This window comes from Phreatobacter sp. GW821-FHT04C01 (assembly GCF_059420385.1).
In genome coordinates this window covers 423,730-441,788 of the sequence record NZ_JBWKTP010000005.1, presented here as the reverse complement: position 1 = coordinate 441,788, position 18,059 = coordinate 423,730, and the positions used below count along the sequence as shown (strand labels likewise).

Below are 18,059 nucleotides of genomic sequence, written 5' to 3'. Positions count from 1 at the left end.
CGGGCGGGAGCGGGCCTTGGTCCTCAGGAGAGGAATGAGCATGATGACGGCGGTTTCGGCGAAACAGGCTATCCAGATCTCGGCGGCCGAGGCGGCGGCCCTGGTCACGTCGGGCATGTGGCTCGACTATGGGTTCGGCATGGGCCAGCCCGATGTCTTCGAGCGGGCGCTGGCGGCACGGCGCGACGAGCTCCACGACGTCAAGATCCGTTCCGCCTTGACCATGCGCGCCCGCCCGACCCATGACTGCGACCCGGATGGTCGCCATTTCCATTGGTTCAGCTGGCATTTTTCCGGCTATGACCGCGGACGCCACGATGCCGGGCGCTGCAACTACATCCCGATGAATTTCGGCGAGGCGCCGGACTATTACCGCCGCTTCATCGAGCCGGTGGATATCGTCGTGCTGAAGACCTGCCCGATGGATGCCGAGGGCATGTTCAATTTCGGAGCCGCCGCCACCTACCAGCGCGCCCTGGTCGAACGCGCGCGCCGGGTGATCGTCGAGGTGTCCACGGCCATGCCTTATTGCTTCGGGCCCGGCAACGGCGTGCATGCCAGCGAGGTCGACTACGTCATTCAGGGTGACGGCGAACCAATCCCGGAAATCGGTAACCCGGCGCCGACCGAGGTCGACCGGCTGGTCGCCACCCGCATCGTCCAGGAGATCGCCGACGGTTCCTGCCTGCAGATCGGCATTGGCGGCATGCCCAATGCGGTTTGCTCGACGCTGAAGGATGCGGGTGTGCGCGATCTCGGCATTCACACCGAAATGATGTCCGACGGGATCATCGCGCTTTACGACGCCGGCCTGGTGACGGGCGCCCGCAAGACCCTCGATCGTGGCCAGATGGTCTACACTTTCGCCGCCGGTTCTCGCCGGCAGTATGAGGTGATCGACCGCAATCCGGACGCCCAGTGCCACCCGGTCGATTATACCAATCTGCCGCACAACATCATGCAGAACGACAATGTCGTTTCCATCAACAACACCACGCAGATCGACCTGCAGGGCCAGGCGGCTTCGGAATCGGATGGACACCGGCATCTCAGCGGCACCGGTGGCCAGCTGCAATTCGTCCGCGGCGCCTATGCCTCGCGCGGCGGCAAGTCATTCATTTGCCTGTCCTCGACCTATGAGAAGCGTGGCGACCGCCGCAGCCGCATCGTGCTCAACCTGACGCCCGGCAATGTGGTCACCACGCCGCGCACCGACACGATGTATGTCGTCACCGAATACGGCATGGTCAATCTGAAGGGCAAGTCGGTGGCGGAGCGGGCCAAGGCGCTGATCTCCATTGCCCACCCGGATTTCCGCGAGGCCCTGGAGCGCCAGGCGCGCGACCATGGCCTGATCCCCAAGGGGCTCACGCTCGCCTGAGCAAGGGGAGGGACGGCGACTGCTCCGTCGCCTCAGCGCATCTCGGTCCGGATCTCGATGCCCGGCTTCAGGGCAAGTGTCACCGGCGTCTTCTCGGCGATTTCGGCGAGCCGGGTGCGCTGCTCGGCGTCGAGTTCGCCCTCCGGCGTCAGCACCCGCTCGATGTGAACGGCCTCGATCGTCTTGATGTAGCGCAGCTCGACACCAAGGCCCTCGAGCGGCCATTGCTTGCGCTCGGCATACATTTTCAGCGTGATGGCGGTACAGGCGCCGAGGGACGAGAGCAGCAGGTCGAACGGCGCCGGGCCCTTGTCGCCGCCGCACAGCGCTTCGGGTTCGTCGGAGATCAGCTGGTGGCCGCGCGCCTCGATCGCGACCGCATATTGCTCCTTGCCGATATGGGCATGCACGTGGGCCATGGAACCGCCTCCGCTGGAGATCCGGGCCGGACGGCACGGGCTGGGCATCATCGCACCGGCGGGCCCTGATCCGCTAGAGCCCGAGTGGTCAAGCGGCGACAGCCTGAACCAGCCTGGCGAATGAACCGTCCGCCAGGCGCATGCGTGTCCAGCGCACGCGGCCAGGCCGGATCGGCACGATCGGCGAGGCATTCGATCCCGTGGCGAGCTCGATCGCCGGAGCGACCGGCTCGAACCAGCCGGCCTCGCCGAGCTTCCCCTCTGCTTCGACGATCTCGGCGCTCGCAAAGCGCCAGAGCGAGGTGCCGGCGAGCTCGGTGGCGCTCGCCCGCCAACACCGCTCGCGGGCCGCGGAGGCGGCCAGGAGCCTGTGCGTGCTGTCACAGATCAGATGGATTTCGCTCGACGCATGCATGACGAGCTCGGCCAAAGCCCGGTCCGCGGCACTGTCGAGCCTGGTCTCGAACAGCGCGGCAAGCCGCTCGGCCTGGCTGCCGGCCGGCTCCTGGACGCCGCTTTCCCAGCGCGAAATGGTTGCCTGTGAGACACCGATCAGCTCGGCTGCATGGCTCTGCTTGATCCGCCGCAGCAGCCGCCACGTCTTCAGGGCCGGCCCGAACCGGGGCACGACCCTGGATGTCTCCCGATCCGTCATGATCAAGCCTCCACATGCGGGTTGCCACCCGCGCGCATCATTTATACGTGGCCATGCCGGCCTGCCATCGCGACAATGCCGCTGCGGATCGAACAGGATACAGGCATGCGCATTCTCTTGACGGGCTCATCCGGCTGGCTCGGCCAGACCTTGGCGCCACGGCTGAAGGCCCTCGGCCATCAGGTGATCGGGCTCGATCCCGTCGCCGCCGACCATACCACCATCACCGGCTCGGTCGCCGACCGCGGAATGGTGCGCTCGGTGCTCCGCGACGGGCGTTTCGAGGCGATCATCCATGCCGGTGGCCTGCACAAGCCGGACATCGACAGGAATTCGCGCGATGCCTTCATGGCGGTCAACGTCCAGGGCACTTTCAACCTGCTGGACGAGGCGGTCGAACAAGGTGTTCCGCGCTTCGTCTTCACCTCGACCACCTCGCTGATGATCTCGTCGGCGATAAGGGCCGGCCGGGCAGGGGGCATGCGCGAGGCCTCCTGGCTCACCGAGGCCATGGCGCCCGAGCCGCGTAATATCTATGGGGTCACCAAGCTCGCCGCCGAAAAGCTTTGCCGGTTCTATCACGACGCTTTCGGTCTCGCCGTGGTGGTGCTGCGCACCGCCCGGTTCTTCCCTGAAGCCGACGATATGGCCCATGCCATCGACCAGTCGGACGAGAACACCAAGGCGAACGAATTGCTGTTTCGCAGGCTGACCGTCGCCGACGCGGCGGAGGCCCATGTCGTGGCACTGCAGCGTGCGCCCGACCTCGGCTTCGGCCTGTTCATCGTCTCGGCGCCGACGCCGTTCCGGCCGGACGACTGCGCGGCGCTGATGGTCGACGCCCCCGCCGTGGTGGCGCGCTATTTCCCCGACTATCCGGCGCTCTACGCGCGCCGCGGCTGGACCATGTTCAGTTCCATCGATCGGGTCTACGACGCCTCGCACGCCGCCGGCCGGCTCGGCTTCACTTGCAGGACCGGCTTCGCCGAGGTCCTTCGCGGGCTGGCCGGCGATGCCTGAAGCCCTGGCTTCCCGTCGGCGATGGCCATAACGCGACAGTTCCTGGCCCTGCCGAAGCTGTGCCACTGGAACCGGCGTGCTATCGCCGGGCGGATGATGGCCGCGATCGGGCGGCCCGCGCCCGAGAACCACGGCCGGAAGCGATGACGATGAGTGAGATCAAGGACACCACGGCGTTGCGGCAGTCCTATGCCGAGCCGGGTGAACTCGTGCTGAAGAAGGTGATGCCCCGGCTCGACGGCCACGCCCGCCGGTTCATCGCGTTGTCACCCTTTCTGGCCGTGGCTTCGAGCAGCGGGAGCGGTACCGACTGCTCGCCGCGCGGCGACGCTCCGGGTTTCGTCCATGTGGTCGACGACACGACCCTGCTGGTGCCCGACCGACGTGGCAACAATTTGCTCGACACCTTGCAGAACGTGCTGGCCAAGCCGGAGATCGGCCTGCTGTTTTTCGTGCCGGGTCTCAACGAGACCTTGCGTGTCAACGGCCGTGCCCGCATCGTCACCGACCCGGCCGTGCTCGCGCCGATGGCGATCAAGGGCACGATCGTGCCGAGTTCGGCCATGGAGGTGACCATTGCGCAGGTCTATTTCCACTGCGGCCGGTCGCTGCTGCGCGCCGACCTGTGGAACCCGGCCAAGAAGGTCGGCCGGGATGATTTCCCGCCGCTCGGCACCGTCATCGCCGACCAGGTCAAGGGCGTGGATGCGGACAAGACCAACCAGAGCCTCGCGGTCGCCTACACGACCAATCTCTACTGATCGGGTTCAGGCCGCGGCCTCGTCGGCGATCAGCTGGTGATGCAGGCCGACACCCGCGGTGACGCCATCGGCGGTGGCGAAGGTGATGCTGTGCGGCGCTCGCGCGGCGTCGCCCGCCGCATAGACGCCGGGAACGGTGGTCAGTTTCCAGGCGTCGGTGCGGATGATCGGACCGAGCGGCGTCGGATCGAAGGCGCAGCCGAGCATCTCGGCGAGCGGGCTCGCCATGCGGGTGGGCGCCGCCACGAACAGCGCCTTGACTGCAGCGAGCCGGCCGTCGGCCAGGCGAAGGCCGGTGATGGCTGGAGCCGGTCCCTCGATCGCCTCGACCCGTGCGGGTTCGATGACGACGCGGCGTCGCGCCAGCATGGCCGCGCTGTCCCCCTCGACAGTCATGCCATTGGAAAACAAGGTCACATCGCCCCAGTCGGCGATCAGCGACGCCTGATGGGTCGCGAGCGGACCGGTCGCGAGCACGCCGATCGGGCCGCCGCCGATCTCATAGCCGTGGCAATAGGGACAATGGAGGACGGTCTTGCCCCAGCGCGGCGCAAGTCCAGGAAGCTCCGGCAATTGATCGGCGATCCCGGTGGCGAGCAGGATGCGGCGGCCGAGGACTTGCTGGCCGCCTGCGATCTCGACCCGGAAATCTCCGTCCTCGGGCCGCGCGGCGATCGCCTCGCCCGCCATCAGGCTGATCGTCGGATAGGCGGCGAGCTGAGCGCGCGCTTCGGCCAGCAGGGCGCTGCCGGAGCGGCCATCCAGCGCGAAGACGCCGTGGGAATGGTCGGAGAAGCGGTTGCGCGGCTGTCCGGCGTCGATCACCAGGACGCGGCGCCGCGCCCGGGCGAGCTGCATAGCCGCGGAGAGGCCGGCAAAGCTGCCGCCGATAATGACGGCATCATGGGGTGAGGGGCTGTTCACAGGTGTACTCCGGGCAGTCGGATGGCGAAACGCCCACGGAAGTCCGCGGCGCGGTCGGCAAGAGGGATGGGGTCGAAGCGAGAGGCGCCGAGCGCTTGAACCTTGCTCAGGGCGGCCGGTCGTTTCGTGTCATGTAACTTTAATAGTTACGAATCGGGGCATGTGTCAACCGCAGCGGCGGCCCCCGGCCGCGCGCGGGCTGTCGCAGCGGCCGGTGCCGATGGTCATTTCCTGTGCCGGGACAACGGCCCGGCAGGGCTCAATGCAGCAGGAATTCCGCGTCGACAGTCTTGAGTTCCGCCGGCCCGATCAGGGCCTTGTGGGCCACCGTCACCCGAAACAACCGGCCCTCCAGCTTCGCCTCCCAGAAAGCCAGGAATTTCTTCAATTCGGGAAAACGCGGCGCCAGGTCATAGTCCTGCCAGACATATTCCTGCAGGATCGAAGGATGGTCGGGAAGGCGATAGAGAATGTCCGCGGTGGTCAGGCCATAGCCATCGATCTGCCTGGCAAATTCATGCGATGCCATGCTGGAATCTCCTTTGCCGGATGACCAGTTCATCGCACCGCAACATCGCCCCGGGCGCAAGGCGATAATGCCGTATTCACGAAAGATTTCAGCATCTTGGCACTCGCATGGGCGGTCTGCTGCCAAGTGGCTTGCGCGCGCGGGCTTCGAAGCGGGCGCGGTGGCGGCTATGATGTTTGCAACGTCCGGTGCGTGAGGCGACGATTCCATCCGTGAATGCCGAGAGTGACATGATGCAGTGGGATGGCGATGCGGTCCTGGCCGGCGCCACCGGTCTCTACCGCGAAGCGCAGCCGATCCCGTCGCTCGTCGGTCATTTCCTGTGCGCCTGGAGCCATCAGGTCGCGCCCGGCCATTCCGGGCCGATGGCCGTCGTGCCGGATGGCTGCGTCGACATTGTCTGGCTCGGCGGCCGCCTGCATGTGGCAGGACCCGATATCGAGGCAGCCATGCCGGAGCCGCCGGCCGGCGCCAGCATCTCAGGTTTGCGTTTTGCACCTGGCGCCGCGGCCCATTGGCTTGGCGTTCCGATGTCGGAACTGGTCGGCCGGCAGGTCCCGCTGGCCGACTTCTGGGGGCGCCGGGCGCGCGACCTGACCGGCAGGATGGGCGAGGCCAGGAGCGCTGGCGAACGGCTGATGGCGATGCAGTCCAGCCTGGCGACGCTTGCCCCGGGCATCGCGCCGCGGGCACCCGACATGGCCTTCGTCTTCGACCGCCTCAGCCGTGGCCCGGTTTCGATCGAGACCCTGGCCGACCGGCTCGACGTCAGCGAACGGACGCTGCGCCGGCGCAGCCGGGAGGCTTTCGGTTATGGCCCGAAGACGCTCGAGCGGATCCTGCGGTTTCAGCGTTTCCTCCGGCTTGCCCGGACCGGCCCGAAGACGAGCCTCGCCGCGCTTGGACAAGCCGCCGGTTATGCCGACCAGGCCCATCTCGGCCGCGAGGTGATGGGCCTCGCCAAGCAGACGCCGGCCCGGGTGGTCGCGCAACTGGGCAGCTGACTGGCCGTTTTGTTCAAGACCGGCCCGGCCATCCGTGGCAAGACGGCGGCCCTGCGACGGAGCCCTTGCAATGCCGAACCCGGACCAGCCCATATCCGAGACCCGCATCGTCCATGTCTCGATCGCGCGTGACTGGCGCGCGGTCTATGACTTCGCGGCCGAACCGGCGAACATGGTGCGCTGGGCCGCGGGCCTTGGCACAAATCCGGTTCGACATGGCGACATCTGGAAGGCCGACGGGCCGACCGGGCCGGTGACCATTCGCTTCGCTGCGCGCAATGGCTTCGGCGTGCTCGACCATGTCGTCACCCTTGCTTCGGGTCTCGACGTCGCGGTGCCGCTGCGCGTTGTCGCGAACGGCGCCGGAGCCGAAGTGATCTTCACCTTGTTCCGGCTTGCCGGAATGAGCGCCGAGGATTTCGCCCGTGATGCCGAGGCGGTCGCGCGCGACCTGGCGAGCCTCAAGGCGATCATGGAATCAGCCACCTGATCAAACCCGCGAGGAGACACGACCATGGCCCAATCCGGCCAGGACCGCCGCATCGACAATATCGAATTCAATGTGACCGACATCGCGCGCTCGCGTGCCTTTTACGGCGAGGCGTTCGGCTGGCGTTTCACCGATTACGGCCCGACCTATTGCGAGTTCTCCGACGGCCGGCTGACCGGCGGGCTCACCACCCAGGGGCCCGTTCGTACCGGCGGGCCGCTGGTCATTCTCTACGCCGACGACCTTGCCGAGACCCAGCGCCGCCTGGAAGCGCTGGGAGCGCGGATTACCGTCCCGGTTTTCGCCTTTCCCGGCGGCCGGCGCTTTCACTTCCAGGATCCCGATGGTTATGAGCTCGCGGTCTGGTCGGACAAGCCGTGAGGCTCGCCGCCGCGCGTCCTCTGTGGGCGGTGTGTCCTGCTTCCCGAGGCTAAGCAAATATCTTCGGAAAATAATCCTATTTCACTTGACGCGCGGATCCGAGTCGGGCCTAATGCAAGAAATAGATCGTCACAGTTTTGCGTTCAGCGGCGCTGCGCATCTTTGGCGATCTGACCTGCTGAAATTCTGATTTTTCTTTGATCTTGGTCATCCGGACGCCGGTGCCTTTGCAGGGCGCCGGCGTCTTGCTGTGGGCATGCTTGTGCGTCCCCGCATTGCCGCAGCTCGTCCCGTGGCAACTCCTGACCGGTGCGCGGGCCGCGGTGTCGCGTCCGATGTCACGACGACCAGGTTCAAGAACGGTTCGCACGGGAGCCGGCGGATGCCGGACGACCAGGACCGCTGCGGTCACGGCGCCCATGCCGCTGCACGACGACTTATCGCGAGAGAGGAAGTGATGGTGACTGCGATCGAAACGAGGATTGCCGAGGGCCTCTTCGCGCGTCTGGCGGAGCTGGTCCTGGATCCGGCTCTGCCGATTGCCTACCCCAATGCCGACTTCACGCCGCCGCTCGACAATCAGTGGCTCCGGGTAACCGAGATTCCTGCGCCGGCACTGGCCTTCGCCCTGGCGCCCGGTGGAACCAGGGATCACGTCGGGGTTCTGCAGATCGACGTGCTCTGGCCGCAGCGTACCGGCATGGCGGCGCCGCGGCAGGTCGCCGACGCCCTGCTCGCCCATTTCAAGCCCGGCACGGTGATCTACCGCGACGGCGCCAAGATCAAGATCACCCAAGCCTGGATTGGGCAGAAGCTCGACGACCCGCCGCGCATCAGCTTGCCGGTGAGCCTTCGATACCGGGCGTTCGGATGAACTCCCGAACTAGTCAACCACCCCCGAAAGGACAGTTCCATGGCAGTCAATAGCGGCCTCGGCGCCGAAATCTACATCTCCAGCGCTCCCATTCTCCCGACCGTCGACAGCCTCACCGAATTCCAGGCGCTGACCTGGGTGAAGATCGGCGAGGCCGAAAGCCTCGGCGAGATCGGCGACGAGTCCAATGCGATCACCTTCACCGGCCTGTCGGATGGCCGCGTCCGCAACCTGAAGGGCGCGCGCAATTCCGGTTCGGTTCCGCTGGTGGTCGGCCACGATCCGCTCGACGTCGGCCAGCTCGCCCTGATCGCCGCCGAGGCTTCGCGCTTCAGCTACGGCTTCAAGCTCGTCATCCCCGATGCCCCCGGGCCGACCTATTCGGACAGCGTGCACTATTGGCGCGCCATGGTGATGTCGAAGCGGATCGGTGCGGTCAACACCACCGACGTCGCCAAGCGCACCTTCAATCTCGGCGTCAATTCCGAGATCTTCGAAGCGGTCGCGGCGGTCTCGCCGTAAGCATCCGATGTCCATGAAAAACGACATCGAACTGACGCTGGACGGTGAAACCGTCGTGCTTCGGCCGACCCTCGAGGCGGCGATCACCGTGGACGAGCAACTCGGCGGCTTCGTCGAGGCCTTTCGCCAGGTCGGGGCCTTCAAGCTCTCGGCCTATGTGGTCATCGTCGCCGCCGGGCTCGGCCGGCGCCCGAACGAGGTGAAGACCCAGGTCTACAATACCGGGCTCGCCAGCCTCGCCGTGCCGGTGACGCACTATGTGACCTTGCTCAGCAATGGCGGGCGGCAGCCCGAGGAGGCTGGCAAGGACCGGGCGGCGGGGGAGCCGTGACCCATGCCGAGTTCCATGCCTGGCTTCTCGGGCTGGGCATGGGCTGGCTGGGCTGGACCGAACAGCAGACGCTGGAAAGCCGGATGACGTCGATCATGGCCGCTTACAAGGCCCGGATCGACATGCTCAAGGCGATCTTCGGCGGCGGCGACGGTGCCAGACCGGCCAAGGATGCCACCGGCGGGGTCAGTCTGAAGGACCCCGCCGGACTGCGCGGCCTGCTCAAGGCCTTGGGAAAGAAGGGCTGAGACGCTCCTCGCAAGGGGGGAGCGCGATCGGCCGGCCGCCGGCCTCATCTGGCCGGCGGCCATTCCACGTTCGGCCGCTCCGGCAGGCTTCGTGCGCCGGCATTGCGGGGCAGTGGGACTGCCCGTCCGAAACAACCCTCGACACCAGATCATTCATGTCCTGCGCCCCGCCGATCACAGGCCCGCGCGTCAGGACTTCATGTTGCGCCGAATGGAGATCCTCATGGACACCGTGCTCGGCCTCAAGATCGATTCAAGCCAAGTCACCGCCGCGGTGAAGGAATTGGATCGGTTGAGCGCCGCAACCCTGAAGGCCGAGGCCGCCCTTGCCAAGATGGGCAGGACCTCCGGCAACACCGACAAGGCGACGCGCGACCTGGTGCAGCGAGTCAACGCATTGAGCGTGGCTGGACAGGCTGCTTCAGTTGTCCTTGGCAGCCAGCCGAAAGAGGCTCAGCAGGCAGATGCGCAGACCGCAGCAACGGGCGAAGCCGCTCAAGCCACCGGAGTGAGCGGTGTGGCGAACGCGGCGCTCGGCATGATCGCGAGCCGGACCGTGACGAGTTTGGTCGGCAGCGCTCTCCCGCAGGGCAAAGTCGCTGAGGCGCTCGCGGATGCGGCCGCGGCTCTCTACAAAGGACTGACCGATACGATCGCCCAATATTCCAAGACGGGGGATATCGCGCGCGACCTCGGCGTTGGGACGACGACGCTGCAGGCATTCGAGCGCCAGTTCGAGCGCATTCAACTGCCCATCAAGGATGCTCAGCAGGCGCTGGAATCGTTTCGCAACGGCGCGCGTGAAAGCTTCGACAGCAAGGCATTCGCCGGGCAGGATTCGCCCATTCGCAAGAAGCTGGACGATATGTTTCTCGACCGGGCGACCTCCGGTGGGCAAGGGCGCGAGCAATATATCAGGGCGACGACCAATGACGAGCGCGTCCAGGCGGTCATTCTTTCGATCCAGGAGCTTCAGCGAGAAGGTGAGACGCTTGCGGCTTACGACCTCGCGGAGACGGCATTCGGCCGTTCTGGACGCCGCATCGCCGAAGAGTTGGCGGCAGGTCGCTTCGAGATCGAGAAACTCACTCAGGCTGGCCTTCGTGACGGATCGATCATTCCGCCGGACGTGATCGAACGCGCCGGCGAACTGACGAAGCGCCTGGAGGATGCCGGACGGGAAGCCACGACCGGCCTGAAGCCGGTTCTCAACGACATCATCGGCCTGGGCATGAGCCTCTATGGCGTCGGGGTCCTAATGGGAGAGGGGCTCGCGGTTGCGTCTCGTAAGGCTGGCGAGGCCTATTTGGAGGTCAAGCGCCTTCTGGACGCAGGCAAAATCATGACGGCGCAGGAGACTGCGCGGCATGCGGTGGCCGTGCTCAATGCCAATCCGGAGAGAATTGTCGATCCCAATGCGAGCGATGCGCAGCAAGCGCGGGAAAGGGTCGAGCAACGGCGGGTGGTGGTAATCCGTGGCAAAGCGCAGCGTGAACTCAACGCGAGTACGGACTTCCTAATCGCGCATCAAATTCCGCGTCCCGACATGCCGACCCCGGTGACATCCAATGATATTCTTTTTCAGTCGGGGGGAGTTCCTGTCCCACGGCGCCGGCCGGCGGATGCTCCAACGCCGCCGACACCCGCTGTCGCGCAGGCTGGTGGCAACGCCGCCGGATCAAACAGGCCGGCTTCGGCCCCACGAGCCGCGACGAATGCCGCTGCCGAGCCACCCGAACCCCCATATCAGCGCGCCAGCCGCGCCTTGGACGAGCGCGCCACGGCGTTGCGGAAAGAAATGGAACTCGTCGGTCTTGGCACGGCTCAGCGGGAAGCTGCCCTGGAGCTGGAGAAGGCACTGAATTCTCTCAAGAAGGACGGAAAGGATCTGACCGCCGATCAACTCCGCCAATTGCGCGAGCAAGCTGCCGTCGTTGGCGAGGTCGCCGCCCAGACGGAAAGGGCCAAGGACGCGCAGGCCCAGAAGATGGAGCTGGAAGGCGCCGGCCGCGACGCGCTGAAGGGCATCCTGCTGGCGCCGACCGCCAAGAATCCGATCGACGCGCTGGTCTCGTCCCTGGATCGCCTGCGGCAGAAACTTCTCGATATGGCGGCCAATGAATTGCTCGACACGCTGTTTGGCAAGAAGGGCAAAAGCGCGGGCCTGCTCGGAAATGGGCTGCTCGGCAGCCTCGGCAGCTTGTTCGGTTTCGGTGGTGCCCCGGGCGCGCCGCTGGATCTCGGTTCTTTTATGATCACGAGCGCCAAGGGCAATGTCTTCGCCCCCGGCGGGCTTCACCCCTTCGCGCTGGGCGGCGCCTTCACCAATGGCATCGTCCATCGCCCCACGCTATTTCCCTTTGCCAACGGCATCGGGCTGATGGGCGAGGCGGGTCCCGAGGCGATCATGCCGCTGCGCCGCGACAGTGCCGGCCGGCTCGGCGTGGGCGCTGCCCTCGCGGCCCATTCCGGCGGCCGGCCCGTGCAGGTCACCGTCAACAACAATGCCGGCGCCATGGTCACCGAAAGCCATGACGGCCAGGGCAACGTGACCTTCGATATCGACCGGCTGGCCGATCGGGTCGATGCCCGGTCCGCGGCGCGCATCGCCAGTCGCAACAGTCCGGTCGGCAATGCCATGGCCGGCACTTATGGTCTCCAACAAAAACCGGTGGTGGGCTGATGTCACTCCCTGTCTGGCCTGCTGCGCTCCCGCAGGAATATGCCCAGGAGCAATATAACCGTGCGGCCCGCTTCAAGCCGAACACCACCGAAATGGAGGATGGTCCCGTCACCTCGCGCCGGCAGAGCCGGATCAAGGCGAGGCGCGAGGCGGTCTACTGGATCATGGACGGGGGCCAGGTCGAACTCCTGGACACGTTTTTCGACGACGACCTGAAATCGGGCGCGGCCCGCTTCACCATGCCGACCTTTTCGCCGTCCGCTGCAAGCTTCACCGCGCGGACTTGTCATTTCGAGGGGGAACGTCCCGAGGTCACGCCGCTCGGCGGCGGCAACTGGGGCGTTTCCGGCAAGATCACGGTCTATTATTGATGCCCCAGTTCCTTTCGGCAGCGCTTGCCCAGTCCTACGCCTCGGCTTCGACCGACGAGGACATTCTCATCACCATCGAGCTGAACCATGCGAGCTTCGCCGACGGGCCCGAGCGCTTCGTCACCGGCCAGCAGACCCCGCTCGTCGCCAGGCTCGAGCCCGGCGCGCCGTTCAACCCGGACGAGACCGTGACCTTCAAGGCCATGGCTTTCGACTTCCTGCCGCCGGGCCACAACGAAAACGGACCGACCCCCGCGCGGATCAAGATGGACAATGTCTCGGGCGAGATCGCCCGGATCATGCGCCAGACGATCTCGGGCAATGACAAGGTCGAGATCATCTATCGCGAATATGCCGGTTCCGACCTCAGCCAGCCCGGGCAGGTCTATTACGGGCTCATGCTGAAGAAGGTGCCGGTCACCGCCCTGTCGGCGGTCGGCGAGATCGGCTGGCTGGAGGTGCAGGAACAGGCCTTCCCGCGGCAGGTCTACGACAAGCTGCGCTATCCCGCGCCCTTCGTGCAATGACCGAACTCGCCGCCTATCTGAACGGGATCAACGGCCAGCCCTATCGGGAAGACCGCCACTGCCTGGTTCTGGCGGCGGAGATCCAGGAGCGATTCTTCGGCCGCCTGCTGCCTCTGGCGGCCCTGCCCAAGGCGCCGAACGCGCGCCATGCGCTGATCCACACCAACCCGGTTCGCGCGTCGTGGCGCCTGGTCGGCGAGCCCCGGCACGGGGCGGTCGTCCTGATGTCGCCACGCGCGGTCAACCGCATCGATTGTCACATCGGGACCTGCCTCCTCATGCCCGAGCCTCTGATCGTCCATACCGACAGGCCGCAAGGCGTCTGCGTGGACGATCTGATGGTTCTCGGCGCGCGCGGCTGGTTTCCCACGTTCTGGATTCCGGAACAGGCCTGACCCATGACCCAAATCGCCTTTGCAAACCTCAATCGCGCCGAGGTGGCGCCCCGGCTTGCCCTGAAGGGCGGCGGGCGCCGGCGCCTCGACCGGCTCATCGCCGCCCGCACGAAACATCTCGCCGGCAAGCCCTATCTCGTCTCGGTGCACAAGCCGGGCGAAATCTTCGCACCGACCGACGAGAGTGTCCGCCTCGCGGCTGTGCCGGCGGACGCCGAAGCGCATGAGATCCCGCTCTACGAAGAACGGCTCTGGTCGCGCACCTATGTGGCGAGCGGCGACATCGTATTGATCACCATCCTGCCGCAGGGCGGCGGCGGCAGCCAGAGCGGCGCCAAGATCGGCCTGATGGTGGCCTCGATCGCGCTCTTCGCCTTCGCGGCCTGGGCCGGGCCGGCGGCTTTCGCGGTCAACGGCGTTCTTCCGGCCGTCGGCACGCCCGGCTTCTTCGCCGGCAAGATCCTCACCGCCGGCATCATGATCGGCGGCAACGCGATTCTCTCGGCGTTTGCCCGCCAGGGCAATCCTAACAACAAGCTCTACGGCATCTCCGGCGGCGGCAACCTGGCCCGGCCGAACGAGCGCATTCCCGTCGGCTTCGGCCGGTTCTGGAATGGGCCGGATCTGAGTCAGCCGGACTATTTCAGCTATTCCGGTGACGACATGACGCTGTTCAAGCGCATGACGATCGGCTGCGGCAAATATGAGATCATGGAGATCCGAGCCGGCCAGACCACCTTGTGGCGGGCATCGGGATCGAGCGGCCTGCCCAATGGCGGCCCATCGGCGGCGGGCGTCACCACGCCCTTCGCCGGCACCATGGTCGAGATCATCCATGGCCAGGCTTCCAGCCTGGTTCCCGGCGACGTGCTGACCTCGTCCAATGTCTCCGGCATCACCTTGCCGCTGAGCAATGATCCGAACCCGATTGCCGGGCCGTTCCGCGTCACCGCTCCGGGCGTCAAGATCAGCCGCCTGCAGGTCGATTACAGCTATCCCAGCGGCTATTTCAAATCCAATACCGGCACGACCCTGCCGATCGACCTGATCATCGAATATGCCGAATGCGACGACAGCGGCGCCGTCGTCGGTGCCTGGCACGACCTCTATCGCGAGGCCAATGGCGGCCTGAAGATCATGGGGCCGAAGCGCTTCACCCGCACCCGCGACGTGCCGCTGGCGCAATATGTGGTGCGGGCCCGCAACAATGTGTTCCGCTTCGCGCCCGACCAGGAGGCGAATTTCCAGCGCGACATCAGCTGGGACGCGCTGCGCGGCCATCGGCCCGACAGCCGCATCCGCGCCGGCATCACCGAACTCTGCATGAAGGTGCAGTCCGGCAAGAGCCTGACCTCGACCAGCTTCGCGGATATCCAGGTCAAGGCGCGCCGTCTCGGCCAGGTCTGGAACGGCTCGGCCTTTGTCGAAGGCGAGTTGCGCAAATGCGTCGACATCTATGCCGACCTGCTGACCAATGACGATTATGGCGGCGGCATCGATCCGAACCTGGTCGATCTCGCCAAGATCCGTGCCTATCAGACCGGCGTTTCCGCCTTCGACACCTTCGACGGCGTGATCCGCGGGCCGGACACGCTCTGGGGCGCCTGCAAGACCGTGCTGGCCAATGTGCGCGCCGAGCCGGTGCGCATCGGGCCCGGCTATTCCTTCGTGCGCGACGAGCCCAAGGCGATCCGCCGCCACACCTTCTCGCGCCGGCAGATCGTCCGCGGCAGCACCAGCATCGACTATGACGTGCAGGCCGATGACGGCTCGGCCCATGTCCAGATCGCCTATCACGACGAGACCGACCCGAAGCGGCCGAACTATGCCGAGCAATATTACGGCACGGCTTCGGCCTTCGGCCCGCGCCGGATCGAATGGCCCGGGCTCTCCTCCTATGCCCATGCCGTCCATATCGCCCGCTGGCTCGCGGCGAGCGGCTTCTACCGCCGGGCGCGTGTCTCCTTCGACACCGAACTCGCCGGCCGGCTGGTGTTCCGCGGCGATCCCATCGCTGTCGATCCCTGGTTCCTCGACGGCCGGGCCGTCTCCGGCGTGCTCGCCGCCGCCGACACGCGCCTGATGCTCGATGTCGATGTCGTGGTGGCGCCTGGTGATTATGCCATGCTGCGCGACCGCAATGGCGAGGAATGGGGGCCGGTGCGGGTCATCCAAGGGGCGGGGCCGCGCGAGGTGATCCTGAATGCCGACGACGTCGCGGCCGAGGCGGCATCGTCGGGCCTGACGCTCGTCCAGGTGCTGGCTCCGGAAAACGCCAACCCGACCACCATCATCATCGGTTCGCTCGTCGAACATGGCGAGCAATGGCTGGTCGAAAGCATGGTGCCCAAGGAAAAGGGCCAGGCCTCGCTGTCAGCCAAGCTCGACAGCCCCGCGGTCTATGACGCGATCGGCGCGGTGATCCCGCCCGACAGCCCGATCACCTGGCCGCTGGTGACCGCCGAGAGCCCGGCGATCCGCAATTTCACCGCCGCGATCCGCCAGCACACCTCCTCGCTCGAACTGCAATTCTCGATCCTCGCCTCGGCGGGCGCGACGCTGTTCGAGGTCGAGGTGAGCCAGGACGGCCAGGACTACACCCAGTTCTACAGCGGCGCCTCCGCCTCGGGCACCGGGCCGATCCGTTATTCCGACACCAACATCCTGGTTCGCGCACGGGCCTATGGCTCAACCGGCGTGCCGGGAGAATGGACCGCGCCGTTCGCGCTGGTGGTGCCGAAACCGGTGGTCACGGCGACTGGGGTCGACAATGGCGTGGTGGTGTTGCCCAATCTCGGCGCCGACGCCATTGCCTTGTTCGATCAGGCCTCGGCCTCGATCGAGGCCATGCTGATGGAGGCCAATAACAGGCAGATCCAGAACCGAAGATTGACCGCCACGCAGGGTGCCGCGAAGGCGCAGATCGAGGAGAACTGGTCGGTCGTCGTCACCGACAAGGCGGCGCAGGCGACGGTCAACACGACGGTGCAGGCTCAGATCGGCGCGAATACGGCGGCGATCACGACCGAACAGACGGCGCGAACGAACGGGGATACGGCGCTCGCGAACTCGATCACATCCGTTCTGTCCGAGCTCGACGGCAGGACGGCCAACGCAACATTCCGCATGACGACGGTTCTTGCACCAGTCGGTGTAGCGGCCCGCATCGAGATGCAGGCGCGTGTCACGGCCGGTGGCACGTTCACGAGTGGCGGCCTCGCGATCGACGTGATCGAGACCGCTCCTGGCTCCGGGATTTACAGCAGCCAGATTGTGATGCTCGCCGAGAAGATCTTCATCAAGACGTCGGCGGGGGTCACCAAGCTCTCCTACGACACCGGAACGAACAAACTGACAATGACGGACGGCGTGTTCCAGTCTGGCACTGTGATTGCCGGAGTCGTCAAATCGACCAACGACCGCTGCAAACTTGACTTGAATGGTGAGGCTTTCGTTATCACCAACGCCGCAGGGGTCGAGGTCGTCCGACTGGGGCTGCACCCATGAGTCTCTATGGTGTCACCATTCGCGATGCTCTCGGCACGCTTGGCAGTAATTCCGCATCTAGATTGGCACGGATCGTATATGATGGAGTATTAGAGCCATTTCAGACTGCATATATTCCCGATTTCGATGCAAATGCGGGTATCTGGTTCAGGTATCAAGATGGCAGGCCCATCCTAGGGGGTACGGCAATTTTTAACAACGTGACGAAAATATTGACCAACGACGGCGGTGTATCTGTTCAATATTTCTTTTTCTCTTTCGCTGGTCCGCAAATTTATGTTCCGGGATCGTACGGTCTTTCGATCAAGAATTCAAATAACGAGATCATAATTGATAATCGAAGCCGCAACGCCGAAATTGTCTCGCAAGGAACGGTGAGCATCCCGTTTGGGCATGCGGTTCAAACGGTAACCTATCCGGAGGTCGATTATCCGCAGGTATTCGTAACGATGCCGTTTGACTCCTATATGTACATTGGTAGGCCGACTTCCACGACTGTTGGGTTCTCCGCAGAGGCGGCACTGACATTCAATTATTTCGTCACTGGGTTTCGAAGAAACGCACTTGGATTGTCTGCCGGTCATCATCTGACATTTCGAGATGATTCAGGGCGTGTGGTTTTTCATAGTGCACGACCTTATGCGCGTATTGCGGGATCTTATTTCGTTCCACCTTATGAAAATTTGAATGCCAACGGAAATCCGCTTACCGATTTTGCTTGGCAAATGAAGCAGGCGCCTACTGATGCGTATGTGATGTTCACCAGCTGCTTTCAAATACCGAAAGGCGGAGGCGAGGCATATTCATACGCTGTAAAAAGAGGCCAGATCATAGGCGATCGAGATTATTTCCGATCATTCCGATTTACTATGAATCAGGGAGTCGCGAACGCGATTGGATTGCAAGCAAATCCGAACTCTGCATCGTCGTATTTCAAGCAATTCCTTATGCTGGGCACACCGCACTAATCTCCGAGTCTGCCGGATGGTCTCCATAGGCGACGATCTCCGGCGATCCAGCAGTCGGCAGTTGGCCGC

Annotated in this window: 20 protein-coding genes; 16 read left to right on the top strand and 4 right to left on the bottom strand. The window is 64.9% G+C overall.

From position 1 onward, the window contains the following. Positions 1 to 40 precede the first annotated feature (40 nt). Positions 41 to 1,381: an acetyl-CoA hydrolase/transferase family protein gene (locus AC07WJ_RS21445; protein ID WP_494936673.1), complete on the top strand. Its 1,341-nt coding sequence runs from the start codon at positions 41 to 43 to the stop codon at positions 1,379 to 1,381. A gap of 32 nt (positions 1,382 to 1,413) precedes the next feature. On the opposite strand, the gene AC07WJ_RS21440 is transcribed toward AC07WJ_RS21445, so the two are convergent. Both AC07WJ_RS21440 and AC07WJ_RS21435 read right to left on the bottom strand, forming a co-directional pair. Continuing rightward, on the bottom strand, positions 1,414 to 1,800 hold the full coding sequence (locus AC07WJ_RS21440) for an OsmC family protein (protein WP_494936672.1): 387 nt from the start codon (positions 1,798 to 1,800) through the stop codon (positions 1,414 to 1,416). An 88-nt stretch (positions 1,801 to 1,888) separates the two neighbouring features. After that, a complete protein-coding gene (locus tag AC07WJ_RS21435) occupies positions 1,889 to 2,455 on the bottom strand; it encodes a helix-turn-helix transcriptional regulator (protein WP_494936671.1) in 567 nt (188 codons plus the stop codon). A 105-nt stretch (positions 2,456 to 2,560) separates the two neighbouring features. Between AC07WJ_RS21435 and AC07WJ_RS21430 the strand changes: the two genes are divergently transcribed. Next, positions 2,561 to 3,475: an NAD-dependent epimerase/dehydratase family protein gene (locus AC07WJ_RS21430; RefSeq protein WP_494936670.1), complete on the top strand. Its 915-nt coding sequence runs from the start codon at positions 2,561 to 2,563 to the stop codon at positions 3,473 to 3,475. A 149-nt stretch (positions 3,476 to 3,624) separates the two neighbouring features. Then, positions 3,625 to 4,236: a pyridoxamine 5'-phosphate oxidase family protein gene (locus tag AC07WJ_RS21425; RefSeq protein ID WP_494936669.1), complete on the top strand. Its 612-nt coding sequence runs from the start codon at positions 3,625 to 3,627 to the stop codon at positions 4,234 to 4,236. A gap of 6 nt (positions 4,237 to 4,242) precedes the next feature. Here the strand turns inward: AC07WJ_RS21425 and AC07WJ_RS21420 are convergent, their stop codons facing one another. Next, on the bottom strand, positions 4,243 to 5,160 hold the full coding sequence (locus tag AC07WJ_RS21420; RefSeq protein WP_494936668.1) for an NAD(P)/FAD-dependent oxidoreductase: 918 nt from the start codon (positions 5,158 to 5,160) through the stop codon (positions 4,243 to 4,245). 259 nt (positions 5,161 to 5,419) lie between these two features. Then, complete coding sequence (locus tag AC07WJ_RS21415) at positions 5,420 to 5,689, bottom strand: usg protein (protein ID WP_494936667.1); 270 nt, start codon at positions 5,687 to 5,689, stop codon at positions 5,420 to 5,422. A 230-nt stretch (positions 5,690 to 5,919) separates the two neighbouring features. Between AC07WJ_RS21415 and AC07WJ_RS21410 the strand changes: the two genes are divergently transcribed. From AC07WJ_RS21410 to AC07WJ_RS21350, 13 genes are all read left to right on the top strand, one after another. Next, positions 5,920 to 6,693 carry a DUF6597 domain-containing transcriptional factor gene (locus AC07WJ_RS21410; RefSeq protein WP_494936666.1) on the top strand — a complete coding sequence of 258 codons (774 nt, stop codon included), beginning with the start codon at positions 5,920 to 5,922 and terminating at the stop codon, positions 6,691 to 6,693. A gap of 70 nt (positions 6,694 to 6,763) precedes the next feature. Beyond that, positions 6,764 to 7,183: an SRPBCC family protein gene (locus AC07WJ_RS21405; RefSeq protein ID WP_494936665.1), complete on the top strand. Its 420-nt coding sequence runs from the start codon at positions 6,764 to 6,766 to the stop codon at positions 7,181 to 7,183. Between the two features lie 24 nt (positions 7,184 to 7,207). Next, positions 7,208 to 7,564, top strand: a complete 357-nt coding sequence (locus tag AC07WJ_RS21400; protein WP_494936664.1) for a VOC family protein — start codon at positions 7,208 to 7,210, stop codon at positions 7,562 to 7,564. 382 nt (positions 7,565 to 7,946) lie between these two features. Further along, entirely contained in the window at positions 7,947 to 8,438 is a 492-nt protein-coding gene (locus AC07WJ_RS21395; RefSeq protein WP_494936663.1) for a phage tail terminator-like protein, read from the top strand. A gap of 39 nt (positions 8,439 to 8,477) precedes the next feature. Then, the gene (locus AC07WJ_RS21390) at positions 8,478 to 8,960 is read left to right on the top strand and encodes a phage tail tube protein (RefSeq protein ID WP_494936662.1); all 483 of its coding nucleotides are present in this window, start codon (positions 8,478 to 8,480) and stop codon (positions 8,958 to 8,960) included. A 13-nt stretch (positions 8,961 to 8,973) separates the two neighbouring features. Next, positions 8,974 to 9,291 carry a hypothetical protein gene (locus AC07WJ_RS21385; protein WP_494936661.1) on the top strand — a complete coding sequence of 106 codons (318 nt, stop codon included), beginning with the start codon at positions 8,974 to 8,976 and terminating at the stop codon, positions 9,289 to 9,291. Then, positions 9,288 to 9,539 carry a hypothetical protein gene (locus AC07WJ_RS21380; protein WP_494936660.1) on the top strand — a complete coding sequence of 84 codons (252 nt, stop codon included), beginning with the start codon at positions 9,288 to 9,290 and terminating at the stop codon, positions 9,537 to 9,539. Before AC07WJ_RS21385 ends, AC07WJ_RS21380 begins: the two co-directional genes overlap by 4 nt. A gap of 211 nt (positions 9,540 to 9,750) precedes the next feature. Next, complete coding sequence (locus AC07WJ_RS21375) at positions 9,751 to 12,222, top strand: phage tail tape measure protein (RefSeq protein ID WP_494936659.1); 2,472 nt, start codon at positions 9,751 to 9,753, stop codon at positions 12,220 to 12,222. Continuing rightward, the gene (locus AC07WJ_RS21370) at positions 12,222 to 12,593 is read left to right on the top strand and encodes a hypothetical protein (protein ID WP_494936658.1); all 372 of its coding nucleotides are present in this window, start codon (positions 12,222 to 12,224) and stop codon (positions 12,591 to 12,593) included. The genes AC07WJ_RS21375 and AC07WJ_RS21370 overlap by 1 nt, the downstream gene beginning before the upstream one ends. Continuing rightward, positions 12,593 to 13,120, top strand: a complete 528-nt coding sequence (locus tag AC07WJ_RS21365) for a DUF1833 family protein (RefSeq protein ID WP_494936657.1) — start codon at positions 12,593 to 12,595, stop codon at positions 13,118 to 13,120. Before AC07WJ_RS21370 ends, AC07WJ_RS21365 begins: the two co-directional genes overlap by 1 nt. Further along, positions 13,117 to 13,515, top strand: coding sequence for a glycoside hydrolase (locus AC07WJ_RS21360; protein WP_494936656.1), 399 nt, complete (start codon positions 13,117 to 13,119; stop codon positions 13,513 to 13,515). Before AC07WJ_RS21365 ends, AC07WJ_RS21360 begins: the two co-directional genes overlap by 4 nt. 3 nt (positions 13,516 to 13,518) lie before the next feature. Then, a complete protein-coding gene (locus AC07WJ_RS21355) occupies positions 13,519 to 17,022 on the top strand; it encodes a host specificity factor TipJ family phage tail protein (RefSeq protein ID WP_494936655.1) in 3,504 nt (1,167 codons plus the stop codon). Next, positions 17,019 to 17,990: a hypothetical protein gene (locus AC07WJ_RS21350; RefSeq protein ID WP_494936654.1), complete on the top strand. Its 972-nt coding sequence runs from the start codon at positions 17,019 to 17,021 to the stop codon at positions 17,988 to 17,990. The genes AC07WJ_RS21355 and AC07WJ_RS21350 overlap by 4 nt, the downstream gene beginning before the upstream one ends. Positions 17,991 to 18,059: the final 69 nt, after the last annotated feature.